The following is a 20,136-nucleotide window of genomic DNA, read 5'->3' on the forward strand; positions in this document are numbered from 1 at the left end:
CCCACAGGGGAATGCATTCCAAATGTGGGAGCGAGCCTGCTCGCGATGGCGTCAGTACAGGCAACGGCGGAGGAAAGTAATCAGATCAATCCAATCTCATCATCATCAACCAAATGACTCAACCCGCCCAACGCCTCACGGGCCTGGGTCCGGTCCATGAGTTTGGCTTGTGCGGCCGCCGGCAGGTCGGTGACGAGGATGACCCCTTTAGTGATCAGCACCTGGATCAAGTCGTCCAGAACCCGGATCATTTCCAGGTCGCTCTGCTTGAGCTGTTTGAGGCTGTTGGCCATGACTTCGCTGGCGAACCAGGCCTGAAGGTCAGGGTGGTCGGCCGGCAAGGTTTCGGTGGCACCGGTGTAAGCCTCCGCTGACACGCGCGTCAGTTGGCCTTGTATATCGCGTTGCACGTAGAACATTGCACATCCCTCCCCAGTGGCGCCGCGTAATCCTGTCAGCAGCATAGGCGAATTAAGCCATATGGTTATTCGCTAACGGTATTTAAATTAGAGTTCTTATATCTATAAAGTTACACCCCTGCGTACCTGCCGACCAATCGGCGCGCCGCACGATATGAACCAACACGGGGTCTCCGTGAGTTTCTGATCGACGTGCGCGCCAGTGAGCGTGCCGTGCGTGGGAGTTAACTATGTCTGCTGCTACTGCTGCCCCAAGCGCCGCGACCCTCGCGCCGCAGTTTTTCGACATTCGCCCCTTCAGTGGCGCTGTCGGTGCTGAAATTATCGGCCTGGACCTGTCCCGCCCGATCAATGACCAGGACTTTGCACGCATCCACCGCGCGCACCTGGACCATCACGTGGTGGTGTTCCGCGACCAACGCATTACTCCCGAACAACAAATCGCCTTCAGCCGCCGTTTCGGCGTGTTGCAGATCCATGTGCTCAAGCAATTCCTGCTGGCCGGGCACCCGGAAATACTCATTGTTTCCAACATCATCGAAAACGGCCAATCCATCGGTCTCGGTGACGCCGGCAAGTTCTGGCACTCCGACCTTTCATACAAGGAACTGCCGAGCCTGGGCTCGATGCTGCACGCTCAAGAGCTGCCGGCCGAAGGTGGCGACACTTTGTTCGCCGACATGCACAAAGCCTGGGACAACCTCCCGCAAGCCCTGCGCACAGCCGTCGAAGGTCGCTCGGCCGCACACTCTTATACCGCGCGCTACAGCGAAACCAAATTCGAAGGCAACTGGCGCCCGACCCTGACGCCTGAGCAGCTCGCCCAAGTCGCCGAAGTGGTTCACCCGATCGTTCGCACTCACCCGGAGAACGGCCGCAAGGCGTTGTTCGTCAGCGAAGGTTTCACCACGCGCATCGTCGGCTTACCGGAAGACGAGAGCAAGCAATTACTCGACGAGCTCTACGCGCACAGCGTGCTGCCACAAAATATCTACCGCCATCAATGGCAGCCTCACGACGTGGTGTTCTGGGACAACCGCTCGCTGATCCACCTGGCTGCCGGATGCCCGAGCTTTCTGCGCCGCAAGCTGTATCGCACCACCATCCAGGGCGATGCGCCTTTCTGATTAGCCGGAGAATCACCATGTCCAAACGTCTTCCATTTGCACCGTTGGCCGCGGCCATTGGCCTGGGTTTCAGCTTGATCGCCGGCAACCTGGTGGCGCCAACCGTGGCCCATGCCGAAGGTGAAATCCGTATCGCCGAACAATTCGGCATCGTTTACCTGCTGCTCAACGTGGTGCGCGACCAGAATCTGATCGAGAAATATGGCAAGCAGGAAGGGATCGACATCAAGGTCGACTGGACCCAGCTGTCCGGCGGCGCGGCGGTCAACGATGCGCTGCTCTCTGGTTCTATCGACATTGCCGGCGCTGGCGTCGGGCCGTTGCTGACCATCTGGGACCGCACGCACGGCAAGCAAAACGTCAAAGCCGTCGCCTCCCTCGGCAACTTTCCGTACTACCTGGTGAGCAATAATCCCAAGGTCAAAACCATCGCGGACTTCACCGAGAAGGACCGTATCGCGGTGCCGGCTGTAGGCGTGTCGGTGCAGTCGCGCTTCCTGCAGTACGCGGCAGCCAAGCAGTGGGGTGACAAGGAATTCAATCGCCTCGACAAGTACACCATCGCCGTTCCACACCCTGACGCCACGGCCGCGCTGATCGCCGGCGGCACCGAGTTGACCGGGCACTTCTCCAACCCGCCGTTCCAGGATCAAGCCCTGGAAAATCCGAACGTGCACGTGGTGCTCAATTCCTATGACGTGCTCGGCCCTAACTCGCCAACCGTGCTGTTCGCCACCGAAAAATTCCGCGACGAGAATCCGAAAACCTATAAGGCATTCGTCGAGGCGCTGACCGAAGCGGCGCAGTTCGCACAGAACGATAAAGGCGCGGCAGCCGACACGTACATCCGCGTCACCAAGGCAAAAATCGACCGCGCGGCGTTGCTGAAAATCATCGACAACCCGCAGTTCGAATTCAGCGTCACGCCGAAAAATACGTATCCACTGGCCGAATTCCTCTACCGCGTCGGTGCGATCAAAAACAAACCGGATTCGTGGAAGGACTACTTCTTCCAGGATGCCAAACCGCTGCAAGGGAGCTGATTGAAATGAACGCCCCTTTGCAAGGCCACACGGTCAGCAAACCGAACGCAGCAGCCCAGGCGCTGTTGTCGGTCGACAACGTCAGCCTCGAATACCGCACGCCGCAGCGTGTGGTTAGAGCGACCCACCAAGTCAGTTTTGAAATCGATCCGGCGGACCGTTTTGTGCTCCTCGGCCCGTCCGGGTGCGGCAAGTCGACCTTGCTCAAAGCCGTTGCCGGATTCATTGCCCCCGTCGAAGGCGAGATTCGTCTGCAAGGGCAAACCGTCCATGCGCCAGGCCCGGACCGGATTGTGGTATTCCAGGAGTTCGACCAACTGCCGCCGTGGAAAACCGTCAAACAGAACGTGATGTTTCCGCTGCTGGCGTCCAAAACCCTCAAGCGCCGAGAAGCTGAAGAACGGGCGCTGCACTATCTGGACAAGGTCGGTCTGGCGGCGTTTGCCGATGCTTATCCGCACACCTTGTCAGGCGGCATGAAGGCTCGCGTGGCTATTGCGCGGGCGTTGGCGATGCAGCCGAAAATCCTCTTGATGGACGAACCCTTCGCAGCGTTGGATGCGCTGACCCGGCGCAAGATGCAGGAAGAATTGCTGCTGCTTTGGGAGGAGGTGCGCTTCACGTTGTTGTTCGTTACGCACTCCATCGAAGAAGCGCTGGTGGTTGGCAATCGCATCTTGCTGTTGTCGCCGCATCCGGGACGTGTGCGGGCGGAAGTGCACAGCCATCAATACGATTTGCACAGCCTCGGCGGCGTAGCGTTTCAGGAGTCGGCGCGGCGCATTCATCGGTTGTTGTTCGATGAAGGCCAGTCTCCGGAAACCGAGCGTGAGCTGGATTTTTCAGACATCCGCATCGCTTATTGAGCCATTGAGAGGAGTGCCCGATGAGCCATTTATCATCCGCGCGTGAAGAATTCGAAACCGTTTTGCAGCCGTTGACGAGCGTGCCGCTGGAGCGGGAATTACCCCTTGGCCAGCGTCTGTGGCAACAGGGCTGGATACGTAAAAGCCTGATCCTGATTTTGCTCGCGGTGCTGTGGGAAATCGTCGCCCGGGTGCAAAACAACGACCTGCTATTGCCGAGTTTTCTGCAAACCAGCAGCGCGCTGTACGACGGTCTGCTTAGCGGCGAATTGCTCGGAAAAGTGTGGATTTCGCTGGTGGTGTTGCTGAAGGGTTATTTGATCGGCATCGTCCTGGCGTTTGCCTTGACCACGCTGGCGGTGTCGACCCAGTTTGGACGCGATCTGTTGAGCACGCTGACTTCGATGTTCAACCCGCTGCCGGCCATTGCGTTGCTGCCGTTGGCGCTGTTGTGGTTTGGCCTGGGGCAGAACAGCCTGATTTTCGTGCTGGTGCATTCGGTGCTCTGGGCGTTGGCGTTGAACACTTATGCCGGATTTCTGGGCGTCTCGGAAACTTTGCGCATGGCCGGTCGCAACTATGGTTTGAAAGGCATGCGCTTCGTGCTGTTCATCCTGATACCGGCGGCGTTGCCTTCGATTCTCGCCGGGCTGAAAATCGGTTGGGCGTTTGCCTGGCGTACGCTGATTGCCGCTGAGTTGGTGTTTGGTGCGACCAGCGGCAAGGGTGGGCTGGGGTGGTACATTTTTCAGAATCGCAATGAGCTGTACACGGATAAGGTGTTTGCCGGGTTGGCGGTGGTGATCCTGATTGGGTTGCTGGTGGAGAATCTGGTGTTTGATACGTTGGAGCGGGTGACGGTGAAGCGGTGGGGGATGCAGCGGTGATCTTTACGAGTAGGTGTAGTGCTTATTCATAAGGGTCATTGCCTGTTTCTTCTTATGGATGAGTTGGACGAGCTAGAACTCCAGTCGCTCGGCCCTGACTCTCCTGACCATCTACTACCTGTATCCCATCTTGGCTCAGGTCTGCTTGGTTGTATGGCGGCGCCATTACGAACAGTGGGCGGTGCAGATGGAGTTGCGGCTGCCCTTGGCGCAGGGGCAGACTGACTGGGTTTGACAACCGCAGTCTGTGTTGAACGACCGTAATTTGGACTCACTACAGCTACTTGTGTTGATCGATCTCGAGCGGCCAGACGATCCCACATGTTTCCGGTGGAACCGAGCCCCGAACCGTTGTAAGAAGCCTCGGAGCCAGGGGTAGAGCTTCCTCCCACAACATTGTGATGCAACCCCCCTTTCTTTGCGGAGGGGAGAGCAGTAATTGGCTTGGGCTGCGCTCCAGGCTGAAGTGCGCTCCCGTTCGTAAGGCCCAGTCCATTAGGCAATCCGCCATTGCCACTCACCGTAGAAACCAACGCAGTCACCGGATTCTGGCCGGCTGCTCTTTGCACCTGATACGCGCCCAGGAAATTATTTTTCATTGCTCTCAGGTGGGTGCCAAGGGCAGCGAAGAAATTATGCCCTGTCGGGTCCTTGTTCATCACGGGCTCGCCGCCGCAATACATGTACGCGTTCAATCCACCCTGCTCAAACGGACTCAAACTATCCGGGCTATGAAAGCGCTTTAATCGCGGGTTGTAAGCTCGATAGCCGTTGCCCAGCAAATACCAACCCATTCGTGACTCGCAAAGTTCACCGTTGAACCCCAATCGAGCCGTTACCGTGTGTTGCGCTGACCGATGCCCATAGGCGGAGTACACAATACGATTGATCTCCCCGGTGACTTCGCCGAGCACCGAGTTCTTGATATCGGCCGCCAGCAACACGGTGCGTTTTCAGTTGGGATGGAGAGCGCCATGGATGAGCTGTCCTTAGTGATCAAATCGTAACCATCGAATGCCTCCAGTTTTACGCCCTCCGCCCAACGCTGGGAACTATCAGAACTGATAGGGCCGCGGAGGTTAATCTCAATCCTGCTAGCATTGCGTCTGACTCAATCCACACCCAGAAAGAGTGCCCGCCATGCAACTACCCGACATGAACCTCTTGGTCGCTCTCGATGCCTTGCTCGACGAGGGCAGTGTGGTGGGTGCTGCGCGGCGGATGAACCTCAGCCCGGCGGCGATGAGCCGTACGTTGACGCGGATCCGTGAGGCCATCGGCGATCCGATCCTGGTGCGGGCCGGTCGTGGACTGGTGCCGACGCCCAAGGCGCTGGCATTGCGCGAGCAGGTGCGCGACGTGGTGGAGCAGGCCGCGTTGCTGTTTCGTTCGGCCGACGCGGTGGAGCTGGGTTCGTTGCGCCGGCGGTTCAGCATCCGCGCCAATGACTTTTTCGTCGGCGTGTACGGCGGCAGGCTGTTCGACACGCTGGACCGTCAAGCGCCACACTGCGAGTTGCGGTTCGTGCCCGAAGGCGATGGCGATGATGAGGCGCTGCGCGAAGGCCGGATTGATCTGAACATCAGCAATACCCGGCCGCAGACTCCGGAGGTGAAGGTGCAGAATCTGTTCTCCACGCACTTTGTCGGGCTGGTGCGGGAAGACCACCCGCTGTTCGATGAAGAGATCACGGCCGAGCGGTTTGCCGGGTTTTCGCATATCAGCATGTCCCGCCGCGGCATCGCTCGCGGCCCGATTGATACGGCGCTGAATGCGTTGGGACTGGAGCGGCGAGTGGCGGTGATTGCGCCGAGTTTCCATGCGGCGATGTTTGCGTTACCCGACTCTGATTTGATTTTGCCGGTGCCCAAGGAAGCAATATTGAGTGTGCGGCGGCTGGGCCTGAAGCTGCGCTCGTTCACGCTGCCTATTCCCTTGCCGACGTTGATGCTGACCCAGGCGTGGCACCCGCGTTTCGACAAGGATCCGGCTCACCGTTGGCTGCGTGAAACGCTCAAGGCGTGTTGCGACGAGACGTGGCTGGCCGCGCAGCCCGCTGAACCCCACCGCTGAACCCCTGTAGGAGCGAGCCTGCTCGCGATGAGGCCATCAGCTTCGACATTGATGTCGACGGACAGTACGTCATCGCGAGCAGGTTCACTTCCACAGGGATGGTTTGCATCCGAAGTGGCATGCATCGTTGCGTATGACGCACTTATAACCTGCCGATAAGTTGATTTTCGTAACGCCCCGCGATTCTTAGAATGCTCCGGACTCAATAAACCCGGAGCGTGCAGTACATGACTTCCCTCTCGGTCACGGCTCCCCTCGCCGAGATCAGCCCAGCACCCGCCGTAACGTCAGCGGTTTTCGGCCCGCGGATCATCATCGGCCTGGTGGGTGTGTTGCTGGCGGTGCTGGTGTCGGGGCTGAACGAGATGGTGACCAAAGTGGCCCTGGCGGACATTCGCGGCGCGTTGGCCATCGGCCACGACGAAGGCACCTGGCTGGTCGCCTGTTATGCCGCGACCTCGGTAGCCGCCATGGCCTTCGCGCCGTGGTGTGCGGTGACGTTTTCGTTGCGACGTTTCACCCTCTGCGCCATCAGTGTTTTCACGTTGTTGGGCGTGCTCTGCCCGTTCGCGCCGAACTACGAAAGCCTGCTGCTCATGCGTACGTTGCAGGGCCTGGCCGGCGGTGCGTTGCCGCCGATGCTGATGACCGTCGCACTGCGCTTTCTACCGGCCAACGTGAAGCTTTACGGCCTGGCCGGTTACGCCCTGACGGCGACGTTCGGTCCGGGGCTCGGCACCCCGCTGGCCGGGCTGTGGACCGAATACGTGGGCTGGCAATGGACCTTCTGGCAAATCATCGCGCCGTGCCTGATCGCCATGCTCGCCGTGGCTTACGGTTTGCCCCAGGACCCGCTGCGCCTGGAGCGCTTCAAGCAATTCAACTGGCGCGGTTTGCTATTGGGATTTCCGGCGATCTGCATGCTGGTGATCGGCATTCTGCAAGGCAATCGGCTGGACTGGTTCGAGTCGAACCTGATCTGCGGATTGCTCGGCGGTGGACTGCTGTTGTTGGTGCTGTTCCTGAGCAACGAATGGTCGCAGCCGATCCCGTTTTTCAAAATGCAGATGCTCGGCATCCGCAACCTGTCGTTCGCCTTGCTGACGTTGGCGGGCGTGCTCGTGGTGCTGCTGGCGGTGATCGTTATTCCGTCCAGCTACCTGGCGCAGGTGCAGGGTTATCGCCCGATGCAGACCGCGCCGATCATGCTCCTGGCAGCATTGCCACAGCTGATTGCGCTGCCATTGGTGGCGGCGCTGTGCAACTTGCGGTGGGTCGATTGCCGTTGGGTGCTGGGGATCGGCTTGAGCATGCTGGCGCTGTCTTGCCTCGGCGGATCGCAGCTGACGTCGGTGTGGATTCGCGATGACTTCTACTTGCTGCAACTGCTGCAAATCTTTGGTCAGCCCATGGCCGTGCTGCCGCTGTTGATGCTCGCGACCGGCAGCATTTCCCCCATGGAAGGGCCGTTCGCTTCCGCCTGGTTCAACACCGTAAAAGGCCTGTCGTCGGTGATCGCCACCGGCGTGATCGAGGCGCTGACCACGTCGCGACTGCACTTTCACTCGACCCTGTTGGTGGACCGCCTCGGCAACTCGCCGCTGGTCGACGGCGACAGCGCAGGTCTTGCCCACCGGCTTCATGAGCAGGCCGTGGTGCTGACGGCATCGGATCTTTATCTGTGCATGAGCGGTGTCGCCCTGACGCTGATCCTGCTGATTTTCTGGCTGCCGACGCGGATGTATCCGCCGCGTGCACCGACCTGAATGCTCCACTGAAACAGAAGGTTTTTATGACGACTCATGCAAAGCAAAAAGTGGCTGTTGGCGTTGGCGCGGCATTGGCAATCAGTGTGCTGGTTTACCTGCTGGTGCCGGGCGTTTTTGGTAAGCGCACGCAACAGAACACCAATGACGCCTTTGTCTCGGCGGACTTTACTCTGGTGGTGCCGCGTGTTGCCGGGTTCATCAAGGACGTCTTGGTGGAGGACAACCAGCAAGTGAAGGCCGGGCAGCTGCTGGCACTGATCGACGATCGGGATTTGCGCGCCGCTGCTCAAGCCGCCGACGCCGAGACGCTGGTGGCCAAGGCACAACTGCAAAACGCACGGGCGACGCTGGAGCGCCAGACGTCGGTCATCGCTCAAGCTCAGGCCACCGTGGTCTCGGCCAAGGCGGAAATGGCTTTTGCCGAACATGAACTGAACCGCTACGACCACCTCGCCGGCGTGGGCGCCGGCACCGTGCAAAACGCTCAGCAGGCGCGGACCCGAATCGATCAGGCCACCGCTCGAATGGCCAACGCCACGGCGGTCCTCGCGGCAGAACGCAAGCAGATCGACATTCTCACTGCGCAACGCGACGCCGCTGAAGGTGGATTGAAACGCGCGCAAGCGGCGCTGGAAATCGCCAGCTACGAATTGTCCTATACGCGGATCGTCGCGCCTCAGGACGGCATGGTTGGCGAGCGCGCGGTACGTGTCGGGGCTTATGTCACGCCGGGCAGCAAACTGTTGGCGGTTGTGCCATTGGCGCAGGCTTATGTGGTCGCCAATTTTCAGGAAACCCAGCTGACTGACGTGCGACCGGGGCAGCGTGTGCAGGTGCGTGTCGACAGCCTTGGCGGTGAAGCCTTGAATGGTCGGGTCGAGAGCATAGCGCCGGCCACGGGTGTGACGTTTGCGTCGATCAAACCGGATAACGCGACGGGCAATTTTACCAAGGTGGTGCAGCGGATTCCGGTGAAGATTGTGCTGGAGCCGGGGCAGCCATTGGCTGAGCGGCTGCGGGTGGGGATGTCGGTGGACGCGCGGATTGATACCGCGAGTGCGGGCGAGCATGAGGTAGTGCAGCGATGAGCTACGGAGACAGTAAATCCCTGTGGCGAGGGAGCTTGCTCCCGCTCGAGTGCGCAGCACTCGCCGGTTTTGGGGCAGCTGCGCGGCCCAGCGGGAGCAAGAGCGGTGTTCGCGCTGCAGCTGTTGTGCTGAGTCTGGTTTCGCTGAGCGCCTGCACCGTCGGCCCCGACTTCCACAAACCCCAGCCACCGCAAATCGCCGAATGGTCAACGCCGTCGAAAGCCGCTGCCAGCCAAGCGGTGACGACCGAGATGAATGAGCGTTGGTGGGAGGTGTTCCACGACCCGAAACTCACCGCCCTGACCCAGCGCGCCCTGACCGACAATCTCGACCTCAAACTCGCGAGCAGTCGCTTGCAGCAAAGCCGCGCCGCGCGCCAGGTGATCACCGCCGACCGCTACCCCCAGACCGCTGCAACCGGCAGTTACGGGCGTAAGCGCAACAGCGGAGAAGGCTTGAGCGATCCCTCGGGGCACGACGGCGATTCGGCGTTCAACTTGTGGGACGCAGGTTTCTCCGCATCCTGGGAGCTGGATTTCTGGGGCCGCGTGCGCCGCGAAACCGAAGCCGCCGACGCTACACTGGAAGTCGCGGAAAACGACCGTCGTGGGGTGCTGCTGTCAGTGCTCGCCGAAACTGCTCAGGACTACATTCAGCTGCGCGGCGTGCAAAGCACCCGGGCGGTCACCGAGCAAAATCTCGACGTTGCCCGCCACAGCCTGAAGCTGTCACAACTGCGCCTGGCCGATGGAGTCGCCACCGACCTGGACGTCGCCGAAGCAGCCGCGCAAGTGGCGTCTATCGAGTCGCGCCTGCCGTCGCTGGAGCAGCGTCAGTCGCAACTGATCAATGCCTTGAGCTTGTTGATGGGCGAGCGACCACAAGCGCTATCGGCCGAGTTATCCACAGACGCACCCGTACCGCCAACGCCACGCCAGGTCGCCATCGGCCTGCCGTCGCAACTGGCCGAGCGCCGCCCGGACATCCGTCAGGCCGAAGCGCGCCTGCATGCGGCGACCGCGAGTATTGGCGTGGCCAAAGGTGATTTCTACCCGCGGATTACCCTGTCGGGCAACATCGGTTCCCAAGCCATGCAACTGAGCGACTTCGGTTCCTGGGGCTCGCGTTCGTTCGGTATCGGACCGCAGTTCAGCCTGCCGCTGTTCGACGGCGGGCGTTTGCGTGGCCTCCTGAATTTGCGTGAAGCCCAACAACAGGAAGCCGCCATCGCGTACCAGCAAACCGTGCTGCGTGCCTGGCATGAAATCGACGATCAACTCACCGCCTACAACGCCAGCCAACGGCGCCGCGACAGCCTCGCCGAAGCCGTGCGCCAGAACCAGATCGCGCTCCGTACGGCGCAACAGCAATACGTGGAAGGGGTGGTGGATTTCGTCAACGTGCTGACGGTGCAAGGTGCGTTGCTGGCGACACAGGAACAATGGGTGGAGAGTTCGACCGGGGTGTCGCTGGCGATGGTTGGTTTGTACAAGGCGCTGGGTGGGGGATGGGAGTCGGTGTATCCGGTGGCAACGATCGCTGGTCGCAATGCCAGTATCGACGACGGAACTGTGCCTGTCCTACAGTGATCAACAGGCTCGGGTTCCTCGCCGTGGTGTTTGCACCGGTAATTGCAAGGGGTGGCAATGGAGGCGCGCAGAGAAACGCCGCTTGGCGGCACAGAGGGTCCGCACGCGGCGCCCGGCGTCTGGGCGATTGTTCAGCGTTGGTGGCGGTGGGCGCAGGAGCATTGGCTGTTGCCGGTTCTGGCATTGGCCGCGCTGGTGCGTTTCTACGACCTGACGGCAGCGGCCATCTGGGGCGATGAAGGGTCGAGCCTGCTGCTCAGTCAATATTCCCTGCCAAATATCTGGGTGCACGCGGCCCATGACGTACACCCGCCGCTGTATTTCATGCTGTTGCATGGCTGGATCGAGCTGTTCGGCGACGGCATTTTTTCTATCCGCCTGCTCAGCGCGTTGCCCGGGATCGCGACGGTATGGCTCGGCGTCTGGCTGATGGACCTGCTCGCCACCCGGCGCGCTGCGTTACTGACGGGTTTTCTGCTGGCGCTGCTGCCCACGGCGGTGCGCTACAGCCAGGAAGTGCGGATGTATTCGCTGCTGGGCCTGTGGTTGATCGGCGCCACGATTGCGTTGATCTACTGGGTCAGGCACCCCCGGCACACACGGTATCTGGTGGCGTACACGCTGCTGATGGTTGTCGCGTTCTATACCCATTACTTCACCGCGCTGTGCGTGCTTTGCCACTGGCTGTATTTGGGATTTATCCGCGTACAGCCAGGGTATCGGTTGCGGCATATTCAGCGACCGGGCTGGTGGCTGGCGAACGTGGCGATCGTGCTGCTGTACCTGCCGTGGGTGCCAAATTTTATCGATCTGATCCAGCACATGGATCAGCTGAAAGCCAATGGCGACGTCGGGTGGGAGACGCCTGTCACGCTTGGCTCGCTGCCTTCGATGCTCTGGTCGTTCCTGATGCAGGACGATGGCGAGACCCTGCCGTCGCTGATGTTCATCGCAATGCCGCTGGCGATGCTGGCCATTGCGGGTGTGGCGCTGGCGCATGACCGCAGCGTGTTTCGTGGCAGCGTGCTGCTGGTGATCTACACGGCGTTGCCGCTGCTGCTGGTGTTCGGGGTGTCGTTTATCTCGCCGGTATTTATCGAGCGATACCTCACAGCCTTTGCCCTTGGGCTGCCGATGATTGTCGCGCTGGCCATTGATCGCCTGTATTCAGGTTTCAAGGTGCTGGCGCTGACCGTGCTGGTGCTGTTTGTCGGTGTTGAGCTGGTGGGCCTGAAGAATAACGCCACGGTGGACACCAAAGATCAGATCAGCGTCATGGTCGACTACGTGAACCGGCACTTCGTGACCGGCGACCGGATCGTCACCAGCGACATGCTTTGGTACCTCAGCTACGTCTATTACAACCGCGCCGACGCCAAGCCGTTGCTGTACACCCCGCCGCTGGCCACAGGTGCCTCGAGCCGGCCGAATGCCTATGGCTTCGGTACGTTGGTGACCCAGGACATCTATCTCGACAACCTTGGCGGCTTGCCCAAAGGCAGTGGCCGGGTGTGGTTGATCGGCACCGTGGATGTGCCGGACGAGTTTGCGCCGTTGCCAGCAGGTTGGCAGCGCATTGACGAAACCCACGCGGGCGGCGCCAATGCGCGCTTGTTCGTGCTGCATTGAGCCGGCGGGTGCTGGTTGCTCAAGGTTTAGACAAATCCGCCATGCCCTTGAGTAACTCGATCGGCAGCGGGAAAACGATGGTCGAACTCTTGTCCCCGGCAATCGAACTCAGCGTCTGCATGTACCGCAACTGCATGGCGCCGGGTTGCCGTCCGAGCATTTCGGCGGCCTGCATGAGTTTTTCCGAGGCTTGCAATTCACCTTCGGCGTGGATCACTTTCGCCCGACGTTCGCGTTCGGCCTCGGCCTGTTTGGCGATGGCGCGGACCATCGATTCGTTGAGGTCCACGTGCTTGATCTCGACGTTGGCGACCTTGATGCCCCAGGCATCGGTCTGGGCGTCGAGCACTTGTTGGATGTCGATGTTCAACCGTTCGCGCTCGGCCAACAGCTCGTCGAGTTCGTGTTTACCGAGCACCGCCCGTAACGTGGTCTGGGCCAGTTGGCTGGTGGCCATGAGGTAGTCCTCGACCTGGATGATCGCCTTCTGTGGGTCGAGCACGCGGAAGTACAGCACGGCGTTGACCTTGACCGAGACGTTGTCGCGAGTGATCACGTCTTGCGGCGGAACATCGAGGACCACGGTGCGCAAATCGACGCGGACCATTTGCTGGACCACCGGAATCAGCAGGATCAGGCCGGGGCCTTTGACTTGCCAGAAACGACCGAGCTGGAACACCACACCACGCTCGTATTCGCGCAGAATGCGAAAGGTCGATCCCGCCAGCGCAATCACCAACAGCAGCAGCGCGGCAAAACCCAGTTGCAGGCCCATGACTATTCTCCAACCGGCGCCGCGTCAGCCGCGGCCACTTGCAGCAGTAATCCCTTGCGTGACACCACCCGCACCCGTTGTCCCGGTTGCAGCGGCGTCGCGCTGATCACTTGCCACTGTTCTCCTTGCAGGTGGACCCAGCCGCTACAGGCATTTTCGGCCTGCAACGACGTCACCGGGGTGATGCTGCCGATGAGCCCGGCATCGCCGCTGACCGTGTGGCGTGGCCGGGTTTTCAGGGCGTGGACCAGTAGGAAAATCAGCAGCAGGGCACTCAACAGCCCCAGGCCGATCATCAAGGGGACGGGCACGTCGGTGTTGGTCAGAATCACCGCGCCGATGACGAACATCACAATACCGCCCAACCCGATCACCCCGTAATTGGGCAGGGCCGCTTCGGCAATCAGAAACGCGATGCCGAACGTGATCAGCCAGATCCCGACCGGGTTGGGCACCAGCAGCACGACAGCGTCTGCTGCGAAAACCGATCCGCTCAAGGTCAACAGCAGAGCAACTGCACAACAACGAATGTTCACCTGACCCTCCCTGTAGGAGCGAGCTTGCTCGCGATGAACCTGAGAGCGGCGGGTTGATTCAGATCGTCCGCGTTCCCGTTAACGCCATCGCTCTATACAGTCTAGTCGAGCAGCGGATTGTACGAATTTTGACCAAATTCGGCAGCGCTCCAGTGGGCAGATTTCCCGCGCGACGACGTCAGCGGGCCTAGACTTTCAATGGAGCGAACAGGTTTATCCATCGTCCGCCAACCGTTGTTGCGGACACCGAGGTGCATCATGCGTATGGCAAGAACCGTGCAGAGCAGCCTGGACAAGGCGCACTGCGAATATGACATCGTTACCCACCCACACTCGGCCAGCAGCCTTGAAACGGCGCGGGTCTCGGGCATTCCTGCCGAACGGGTGGCCAAATCGGTGATCCTAGACGACCATCACGGTCATTACCTGATGGCCGTGCTGCCGGCGAGCCGTCATCTGGACTTGACCAAAGTACGTGGCAGCGGCGAATGGCAAGTCACCCGGGAAAGCACCCTGGCGCACTTGTTCACCGATTGCGAACGCGGCGCGGTGCCGGCATTGGGCGAGTCCTATGGACTGGACATGGTCATCGACCCACTGCTGACCCGGCAGAAAGACATCTACCTGGAGGCCGGCAACCACAACAACCTGCTGCACATGAGCATGCCGGAATTTCTGAAAATGGTGCCACATGCCGAGGTGTGTGAATTGAGTCATTAATATTTGCGGCGCCAGCTTACCGCCATCGCGAGCAGGCTGACTCCCACACTGTGGGAGCGAGCCTGCTCGCGATTGACTGCGCAGCAGTCACCCCCACATCAAAATTCACAAGGAGCCCAACATGGAAAACCCAACCCACAGCCTTCCGTCCCTGTTCAAACAACTGGGCCTGGACAATGACCCGGTCAGCATCGACCAATTCATCGCCACTCATTCCCCTCTGAAGCCTGAGCTGCACCTGGCGGACGCGTTTTTCTGGACCAAGAGCCAGGCGGATTTCTTGCGGGACGAGATTCTGGATGACGCGGATTGGGCGGAGGTGGTGGATCAGCTGGATGTGCTGTTGAGGAAGGGGCGGGGGGTGTAAAAGTTCGAATGAGCCCGAGCTAGTAAACGGTAGCGCTCGACTCAAATTGTTTCAAAACTTGACCAGTTTTCCCGGTCAATGGCATATTATTAGTTAGCAAACTAACAGTGTGCCTTGCCCGTGCCGAAAAACCTCGACGCTCTCCAGATGAACATCAGCAGTGCCATGGTGGTGGCCGCCAGGCATTGGCGGAAGATCTGCCAGACCACGCTGGTCAACTATGGGATTTCCGAAGCCTGCGCCGTCCCGTTATTGATGATCGGGCGTCTGGGTGAGGGCGTGCGGCAGGTCACGGTGGCGCAGGCTGCCGGCATGGAAAGTCCGTCGCTGGTGCGTCTGCTCGATCAACTCTGTCATGCCGGCTACGTTCGTCGAACCGAAGATGCCCATGACCGGCGCGCCAAATGCCTGAGCCTCACCGAAACCGGGCGTGAGCTGGTTCAGGCCGTCGAAATCGAACTGGTGCGCCTGCGCAATGAAGTGCTCGTGGGCATCGACCAGAGTGATCTGGAAGCGACGCTGCGAGTGCTGAAGGCCTTTGAAGCGGCCAACCCGCCGTCGATGGTGAACCCTTGAACGGATTTTTCTCGGGCGTCCCTTCAGCGCGAGACTGGTTCTACGGTGTGCGCACGTTCGCCGCCTCGATGATCGCCTTGTACATCGCCATGCTCATGCAAATGCCGCGTCCGTATTGGGCGATGGCCACGGTGTACATCGTTTCCAGTCCTTTCGTCGGCCCGACCAGTTCCAAGGCGTTGTACCGCGCGGTCGGCACCTTTGTCGGTGCGGCGGCGGCGGTTTTATTCGTGCCGATGTTTGTCCAGAGTCCTTATGTGCTGGTGGTGGTCATCGCCCTGTGGACCGGGACGTTGCTGTTCCTGTCCCTGCATTTGCGCACCGCCAACAGCTACGCGTTGATGCTCGCCGGCTACACTTTGCCGCTGATCGCGCTGCCGGTGGTGGATAACCCGCTGGCGGTGTGGGATGTGGCTGAAGCGCGTACCGAAGAAATCTTTCTCGGCATCGCGGTCGCGGCGGTCGTGGGCGCGATGTTCTGGCCACGGCGGCTGGCGCCGGTGTTCAACGACTCGGTCAGCAAATGGTTCGCCGATGCCTCGACCTACAGCCTGCGATTCCTCAGCCGCAACGTGCAACCGGACGAAGTGAGCGCCCTGCGCTCCGCGATGGTCACGACCTTCAACAGCCTGGAGTTAATGATTGGCCAGTTGCCCCACGAGGGCGCGCGGCCGCAAACGGTGCGCAATACCAAAGAATTGCGCGGCCGGATGATTCATCTGTTGCCCGTGATCGACGCCCTCGACGATGCGCTCTACGCGCTGGAGCGGCGCACCCCCGAGCTTGTGGATAAGTTTGCGCCGCTACTGACCGCGACCACCGAATGGCTGCAACACAGCGACGCCGACGTCGAGCGTTGGCAGGCCCTGAGAAATCAGCTTGAAGCCCTGCAACCCAGTGCTGAGGCGCTGGATGATCGCAAGCAACTGCTGTTCTCCAATGCCCTGTATCGCCTCGGCGAGTGGATCGATCTATGGCAAGACTGCCGCAGTCTGCAATACGCCATTCGCTGCGAAAGCCAGGACAACTGGCGCGCGGTGTATCGCCATTGGCGGCTGGGTCGGCTGACGCCGTTCCTGGACCGTGGGTTGATGTTCTATTCCGCCGCGTCCACGGTCACTGCGATCATCGTCGCGTCCGTGCTGTGGATTCTGCTCGGCTGGACCGATGGTGGCGCTGCTGTGATTCTGGCAGCGGTGGCTTGCAGCTTTTTCGCTTCGATGGACGACCCGGCGCCACAGATCTTCCGCTTCTTTTTCTGGACGGCGATGTCAGTGCTGTTCGCCAGCCTGTACCTGTTTCTGGTCCTGCCCAACCTGCACGACTTCCCGATGCTGGTGCTGGCGTTCTCCGTACCGTTCATTTGCGTCGGCACCCTGACGGTCAAGCCGCAGTTTTACCTGGGCATGCTGCTGACCCTCGTCAACACCTCGTCCTTCATCAGCATCCAGGGCGCTTACGACGCGGATTTTCTCAGTTTCGCCAACTCCAACCTGGCCGGCCCCGTCGGTTTGTTGTTCGCGTTCATCTGGACCCTGATTGCCCGGCCGTTCGGTGCGGAACTGGCGGCCAAGCGCCTGACCCGTTTCAGCTGGCGCGACATCGTCAGCCTGACCGAACCGGCCTCGCTGGCCGAGCACCGGCAGTTGGGCGTGCAGATGCTCGACCGCCTGATGCAGCATTTGCCGCGCCTGGCCATGACCGGTCAGGACACCGGTATCGCGCTGCGTGAAGTGCGCGTTGCCTTGAATTTGCTCGACCTGCTCGCCTACACGCCACGTGTGCTGGGCGTACCGCAGGTGCTGCTGCAACAAGTGGTGGCCGAAGTCGGCGAATACTTCAAGGCGTGCCTCAAGGCGGGCGAACGTTTGCCGGCGCCCAGTGCGCTGTTGATGACCATGGACCGCACGCGCCGCGCGCTCAACCACGAGTGCGATGACGGCGCCCGTCTGCATTTGCTGCACGCCTTGAGCGGTCTGCGACTGGCGTTGCTGCCAGGCGTGGAATTCGTCGGCACCGGCGAGCTCGAAGAACCGCTTCCCCATGGCATCGATGGAGCGCCTTTATGATCGGTAGTCTGGACATCAGCGGGGTGTTCCTGCCCACGTTGCTGGTGCTGATGGGCATTACCTATGTGATTTACCTGTTGGTGCACGGGTTGCTGACGCGCCTGCACTTTTACCGTCTGGTCTGGCACCGGGCATTGTTCAACGTGGCTCTCTACGCCTTGCTGCTCGGCGCCGTGGATTCACTCAGTCGATACCTGATGACATGAAAAAACCTTTTTTGACCCTCGGCCGTGTGGTCCTGACCCTGCTGATCGTGAGCTTCGCCGTTGTCGTGGTGTGGCGCATGGTGATGTATTACATGTTTGCCCCGTGGACCCGCGACGGCCACATCCGTGCCGACATCGTGCAGATCGCGCCGGACGTCTCCGGTCTGATCCAGCAAGTGGAAGTGCGCGATAACCAGTTGGTGAAGCGCGGCCAGGTGCTGTTCAGCATTGATCAGGACCGTTTCAAACTGGCCCTGCGTCAGGCCAAGGCAGCGGTCGCCGACCGTCAGGAAACCCTGGCGCAGGCGCAGCGCGAAGCCAAGCGTAACCGTGGCTTGGGCAACCTGGTACCGGGCGAGCAACTGGAAGAAAGCCAGTCCCGGGTTGCCCGCGCCGAAGTAGCGCTGATGGAGGCCCAGGTGGCGGTGGACAGCGCTCAGCTGAACCTCGACCGCTCGGTGATCCGCAGCCCCGTGGACGGTTACGTCAACGACCGCGCCCCGCGTACCCAGGAATTCGTCAGCGCCGGGCGGCCGGTGTTGTCGGTGGTGGACAGCAATTCGTACCACATCGACGGCTATTTCGAAGAGACCAAACTCGACGGCATTCACATTGGCCAGGGCGTCGACATCCGCGTGGTGGGTGATCGCGCTCGTCTGCGCGGCCATGTGGAAAGCATCGTCGCCGGCATCGAAGACCGCGACCGCAGCAGTGGCAGCAACCTGCTGCCGAACGTCAATCCTGCGTTCAGCTGGGTGCGGCTGGCCCAGCGGATTCCGGTGCGAATTGCCTTTGACGAAGTGCCGGAAGACTTCCGCATGATTGCCGGGCGGACGGCGACGGTATCGATCATCGACGACCAACAGCAGGAGGCCGCTAAATGAGCAGGGCCTCGGGTTTGGCGGTCGCCGGATTAGGTCTGCTGTTGTCGGCGTGTCAGGTGGTCGGCCCGGATTATCACCTGCCGGATGAAGCCGCCGTTAACCGTGAAGACCTGCAGGGCCGCCTGACGGCGAACGGCAAAGATGTCGTTTCCGCGCCGGTCCCGGCGGATTGGTGGCGTCTGTATCAAGATCCGCGCCTCGACCAGTTGGTTCAGCAGGCCATGGCTTCCAACACGGATTTGCGCGTAGCGGCAGCAAGGATTTCGCGGGCGCGGGCGCAGGTCGACGAAGCGCAGGCGGCGGGCGGCTGGAGTGGCGGCGTGAAGATGGGCGCCCAGCGTTTGCAGGAGTCCGGTGAAGCGTTCCTGCTGCCGGAGAAGGTGCCGGTCGCCAACGTCGGCGACATCGGCATTTCCGCGTCGTACCAGTTCGACCTGTTTGGCACGTTGCAACGCGGCATCGAAGCGGCCAAGGCCAATGCCGATGCGACCCAGGCAGCGGCGGACACCGCACGCATCACCTTGGTGGCCGACGTCGTCCGGGCGTACACCCAAGTCTGTGCGGCCAACGAAGAGCGCGAAATCGCGCAGCATTCCCTCGATTTGCAAGCCCAAGGCACCACCTTGATCCAGCGTCTGCGTGACGCCGGACGTGGCGACGAAACCCAGGTCACTCGTTCGCAAACCCAATTCAAATCCTTGCGCGCCGACATGCCGCGTTATGAGGCCGCGCGGCAGGCCGGGTTGTTCCGGTTGTCGATGTTGCTGGCCAAGCCGGTGGACCAACTACCGGCCGGCACCGCCACCTGCGCCGAGCTGCCGAAGATTGCGCAACTGTTACCGGTCGGTGACGGCGCCACCTTGCTCAAGCGCCGTCCCGATGTGCGTCAGGCCGAACGCCAATTGGCGGCCGCGACCGCCGGCATTGGTGTCGCAACCGGCGAGTTGTACCCGGACATCAGCATCGGCGCGACCGTCGGTACGGTCGGCATTCTGGAAAACCTCGGCAAAGCATCGACCAACCGCTGGGGCTTTGGCCCGCTGCTGACCTGGACCGTGCCGTCCAACGGTTCCCGGGCACGCATTCGTGAGGCCGAAGCGACGACGCAGGGCACCCTGGCGCATTTCGATGGCGTGGTGCTCAACGCCATCCGCGAAACGCAGACGGGCCTGGCGCAATATTCCGCGTTGCTTGAGCGTCGTGATGCACTGGCCGACGCCGAGCAATCGGCGCAATTGGCCGCAGACCAGACTCACCGTTTCTTCCAGGCGGGCCGCGCGTCGTTCCTGGCGGACCTGCAAGCCACCCGCACCTACACCGACGTCCGGGCGCAACTGGCTTCGGCCAACACCCAGGTAGCCATGAGCCAGATCGATTTGTTCCTGGCGCTGGGCGGTGGCTGGGAAAGCGGACGAACGCAAGGCACGAACCCCGGCAAACCCTGAGGCCGTTGCTATGCTTTGACTTGATGAGGTTGCGCGTCGATCTCGTCAATCAAGGCATGCGTTGGTCA

The 20,136-nt window shown here is 60.9% G+C and carries 20 protein-coding genes; 16 read left to right on the forward strand and 4 right to left on the reverse strand.

Annotation, left to right across the window (positions count from 1 at the left end; genetic code table 11):
• Window positions 1–80 precede the first annotated feature (80 nt).
• Window positions 81–419, reverse strand: coding sequence for a tryptophan synthase subunit beta (locus EJA72_RS02020; RefSeq protein WP_157709872.1), 339 nt, complete (start codon window positions 417–419; stop codon window positions 81–83).
• Window positions 420–649: 230 nt separating this feature from the next.
• On the opposite strand from EJA72_RS02020, the gene EJA72_RS02025 reads away from it, so the two are divergent.
• From EJA72_RS02025 to EJA72_RS02040, 4 genes are read left to right on the forward strand one after another with little or no spacing between them, the layout of a single operon-like run.
• Window positions 650–1,546: a TauD/TfdA family dioxygenase gene (locus EJA72_RS02025; RefSeq protein WP_157709873.1), complete on the forward strand. Its 897-nt coding sequence runs from the start codon at window positions 650–652 to the stop codon at window positions 1,544–1,546.
• Between the two features lie 17 nt (window positions 1,547–1,563).
• The gene (locus EJA72_RS02030) at window positions 1,564–2,589 is read left to right on the forward strand and encodes an ABC transporter substrate-binding protein (RefSeq protein WP_157709874.1); all 1,026 of its coding nucleotides are present in this window, start codon (window positions 1,564–1,566) and stop codon (window positions 2,587–2,589) included.
• A 5-nt stretch (window positions 2,590–2,594) separates the two neighbouring features.
• Window positions 2,595–3,455 (forward strand): ABC transporter ATP-binding protein, encoded by an 861-nt coding sequence (locus tag EJA72_RS02035; RefSeq protein ID WP_157709875.1) that lies wholly within the window; start codon window positions 2,595–2,597, stop codon window positions 3,453–3,455.
• A gap of 20 nt (window positions 3,456–3,475) precedes the next feature.
• Window positions 3,476–4,342 carry an ABC transporter permease gene (locus tag EJA72_RS02040; RefSeq protein ID WP_157709876.1) on the forward strand — a complete coding sequence of 289 codons (867 nt, stop codon included), beginning with the start codon at window positions 3,476–3,478 and terminating at the stop codon, window positions 4,340–4,342.
• A 35-nt stretch (window positions 4,343–4,377) separates the two neighbouring features.
• On the opposite strand, the gene EJA72_RS02045 is transcribed toward EJA72_RS02040, so the two are convergent.
• Window positions 4,378–5,286 carry an RHS repeat-associated core domain-containing protein gene (locus tag EJA72_RS02045; RefSeq protein WP_178128975.1) on the reverse strand — a complete coding sequence of 303 codons (909 nt, stop codon included), beginning with the start codon at window positions 5,284–5,286 and terminating at the stop codon, window positions 4,378–4,380.
• Between the two features lie 196 nt (window positions 5,287–5,482).
• Here EJA72_RS02045 and EJA72_RS02050 point away from each other — a divergent pair, with 196 nt between their 5' ends.
• The 5 genes from EJA72_RS02050 (at window position 5,483) to EJA72_RS02070 (ending at window position 12,490) form a co-directional block, all read left to right on the forward strand.
• The gene (locus EJA72_RS02050) at window positions 5,483–6,415 is read left to right on the forward strand and encodes a LysR family transcriptional regulator (protein WP_157709877.1); all 933 of its coding nucleotides are present in this window, start codon (window positions 5,483–5,485) and stop codon (window positions 6,413–6,415) included.
• A gap of 227 nt (window positions 6,416–6,642) precedes the next feature.
• On the forward strand, window positions 6,643–8,181 hold the full coding sequence (locus EJA72_RS02055; RefSeq protein WP_157709878.1) for an MFS transporter: 1,539 nt from the start codon (window positions 6,643–6,645) through the stop codon (window positions 8,179–8,181).
• A 26-nt stretch (window positions 8,182–8,207) separates the two neighbouring features.
• Entirely contained in the window at window positions 8,208–9,272 is a 1,065-nt protein-coding gene (locus tag EJA72_RS02060; RefSeq protein ID WP_157709879.1) for an HlyD family secretion protein, read from the forward strand.
• Window positions 9,269–10,861, forward strand: coding sequence for an efflux transporter outer membrane subunit (locus EJA72_RS02065; RefSeq protein ID WP_157709880.1), 1,593 nt, complete (start codon window positions 9,269–9,271; stop codon window positions 10,859–10,861). The genes EJA72_RS02060 and EJA72_RS02065 overlap by 4 nt, the downstream gene beginning before the upstream one ends.
• A gap of 57 nt (window positions 10,862–10,918) precedes the next feature.
• Entirely contained in the window at window positions 10,919–12,490 is a 1,572-nt protein-coding gene (locus EJA72_RS02070; RefSeq protein WP_157709881.1) for a glycosyltransferase family 39 protein, read from the forward strand.
• Window positions 12,491–12,509: 19 nt separating this feature from the next.
• Here EJA72_RS02070 and EJA72_RS02075 read toward each other — a convergent pair whose 3' ends face one another.
• Both EJA72_RS02075 and EJA72_RS02080 read right to left on the reverse strand, forming a co-directional pair.
• A complete protein-coding gene (locus tag EJA72_RS02075) occupies window positions 12,510–13,265 on the reverse strand; it encodes a slipin family protein (RefSeq protein ID WP_157709882.1) in 756 nt (251 codons plus the stop codon).
• Window positions 13,266–13,267: 2 nt separating this feature from the next.
• Window positions 13,268–13,801 carry an NfeD family protein gene (locus EJA72_RS02080; RefSeq protein WP_178128977.1) on the reverse strand — a complete coding sequence of 178 codons (534 nt, stop codon included), beginning with the start codon at window positions 13,799–13,801 and terminating at the stop codon, window positions 13,268–13,270.
• A 258-nt stretch (window positions 13,802–14,059) separates the two neighbouring features.
• On the opposite strand from EJA72_RS02080, the gene EJA72_RS02085 reads away from it, so the two are divergent.
• The 7 genes from EJA72_RS02085 to EJA72_RS02115 all read left to right on the forward strand — a co-directional run bounded on the left by EJA72_RS02085 (window position 14,060) and on the right by EJA72_RS02115 (window position 20,068).
• Window positions 14,060–14,521 (forward strand): aminoacyl-tRNA deacylase, encoded by a 462-nt coding sequence (locus tag EJA72_RS02085; protein ID WP_157709883.1) that lies wholly within the window; start codon window positions 14,060–14,062, stop codon window positions 14,519–14,521.
• A gap of 121 nt (window positions 14,522–14,642) precedes the next feature.
• Window positions 14,643–14,888: a DUF2789 domain-containing protein gene (locus EJA72_RS02090; protein ID WP_157709884.1), complete on the forward strand. Its 246-nt coding sequence runs from the start codon at window positions 14,643–14,645 to the stop codon at window positions 14,886–14,888.
• Between the two features lie 147 nt (window positions 14,889–15,035).
• Window positions 15,036–15,464, forward strand: coding sequence for a MarR family winged helix-turn-helix transcriptional regulator (locus tag EJA72_RS02095; protein ID WP_157709885.1), 429 nt, complete (start codon window positions 15,036–15,038; stop codon window positions 15,462–15,464).
• The gene (locus EJA72_RS02100; protein ID WP_157709886.1) at window positions 15,461–17,533 is read left to right on the forward strand and encodes an FUSC family protein; all 2,073 of its coding nucleotides are present in this window, start codon (window positions 15,461–15,463) and stop codon (window positions 17,531–17,533) included. Before EJA72_RS02095 ends, EJA72_RS02100 begins: the two co-directional genes overlap by 4 nt.
• Complete coding sequence (locus tag EJA72_RS02105) at window positions 17,530–17,739, forward strand: DUF1656 domain-containing protein (RefSeq protein WP_157709887.1); 210 nt, start codon at window positions 17,530–17,532, stop codon at window positions 17,737–17,739. Before EJA72_RS02100 ends, EJA72_RS02105 begins: the two co-directional genes overlap by 4 nt.
• Complete coding sequence (locus EJA72_RS02110) at window positions 17,736–18,623, forward strand: HlyD family secretion protein (RefSeq protein WP_157709888.1); 888 nt, start codon at window positions 17,736–17,738, stop codon at window positions 18,621–18,623. The genes EJA72_RS02105 and EJA72_RS02110 overlap by 4 nt, the downstream gene beginning before the upstream one ends.
• Entirely contained in the window at window positions 18,620–20,068 is a 1,449-nt protein-coding gene (locus tag EJA72_RS02115) for an efflux transporter outer membrane subunit (protein ID WP_157709889.1), read from the forward strand. Before EJA72_RS02110 ends, EJA72_RS02115 begins: the two co-directional genes overlap by 4 nt.
• Window positions 20,069–20,136 lie beyond the last annotated feature (68 nt).

It is taken from the genome of Pseudomonas sp. PB120 (assembly GCF_009761815.1).
Classification (GTDB): Bacteria; Pseudomonadota; Gammaproteobacteria; order Pseudomonadales; family Pseudomonadaceae; genus Aquipseudomonas.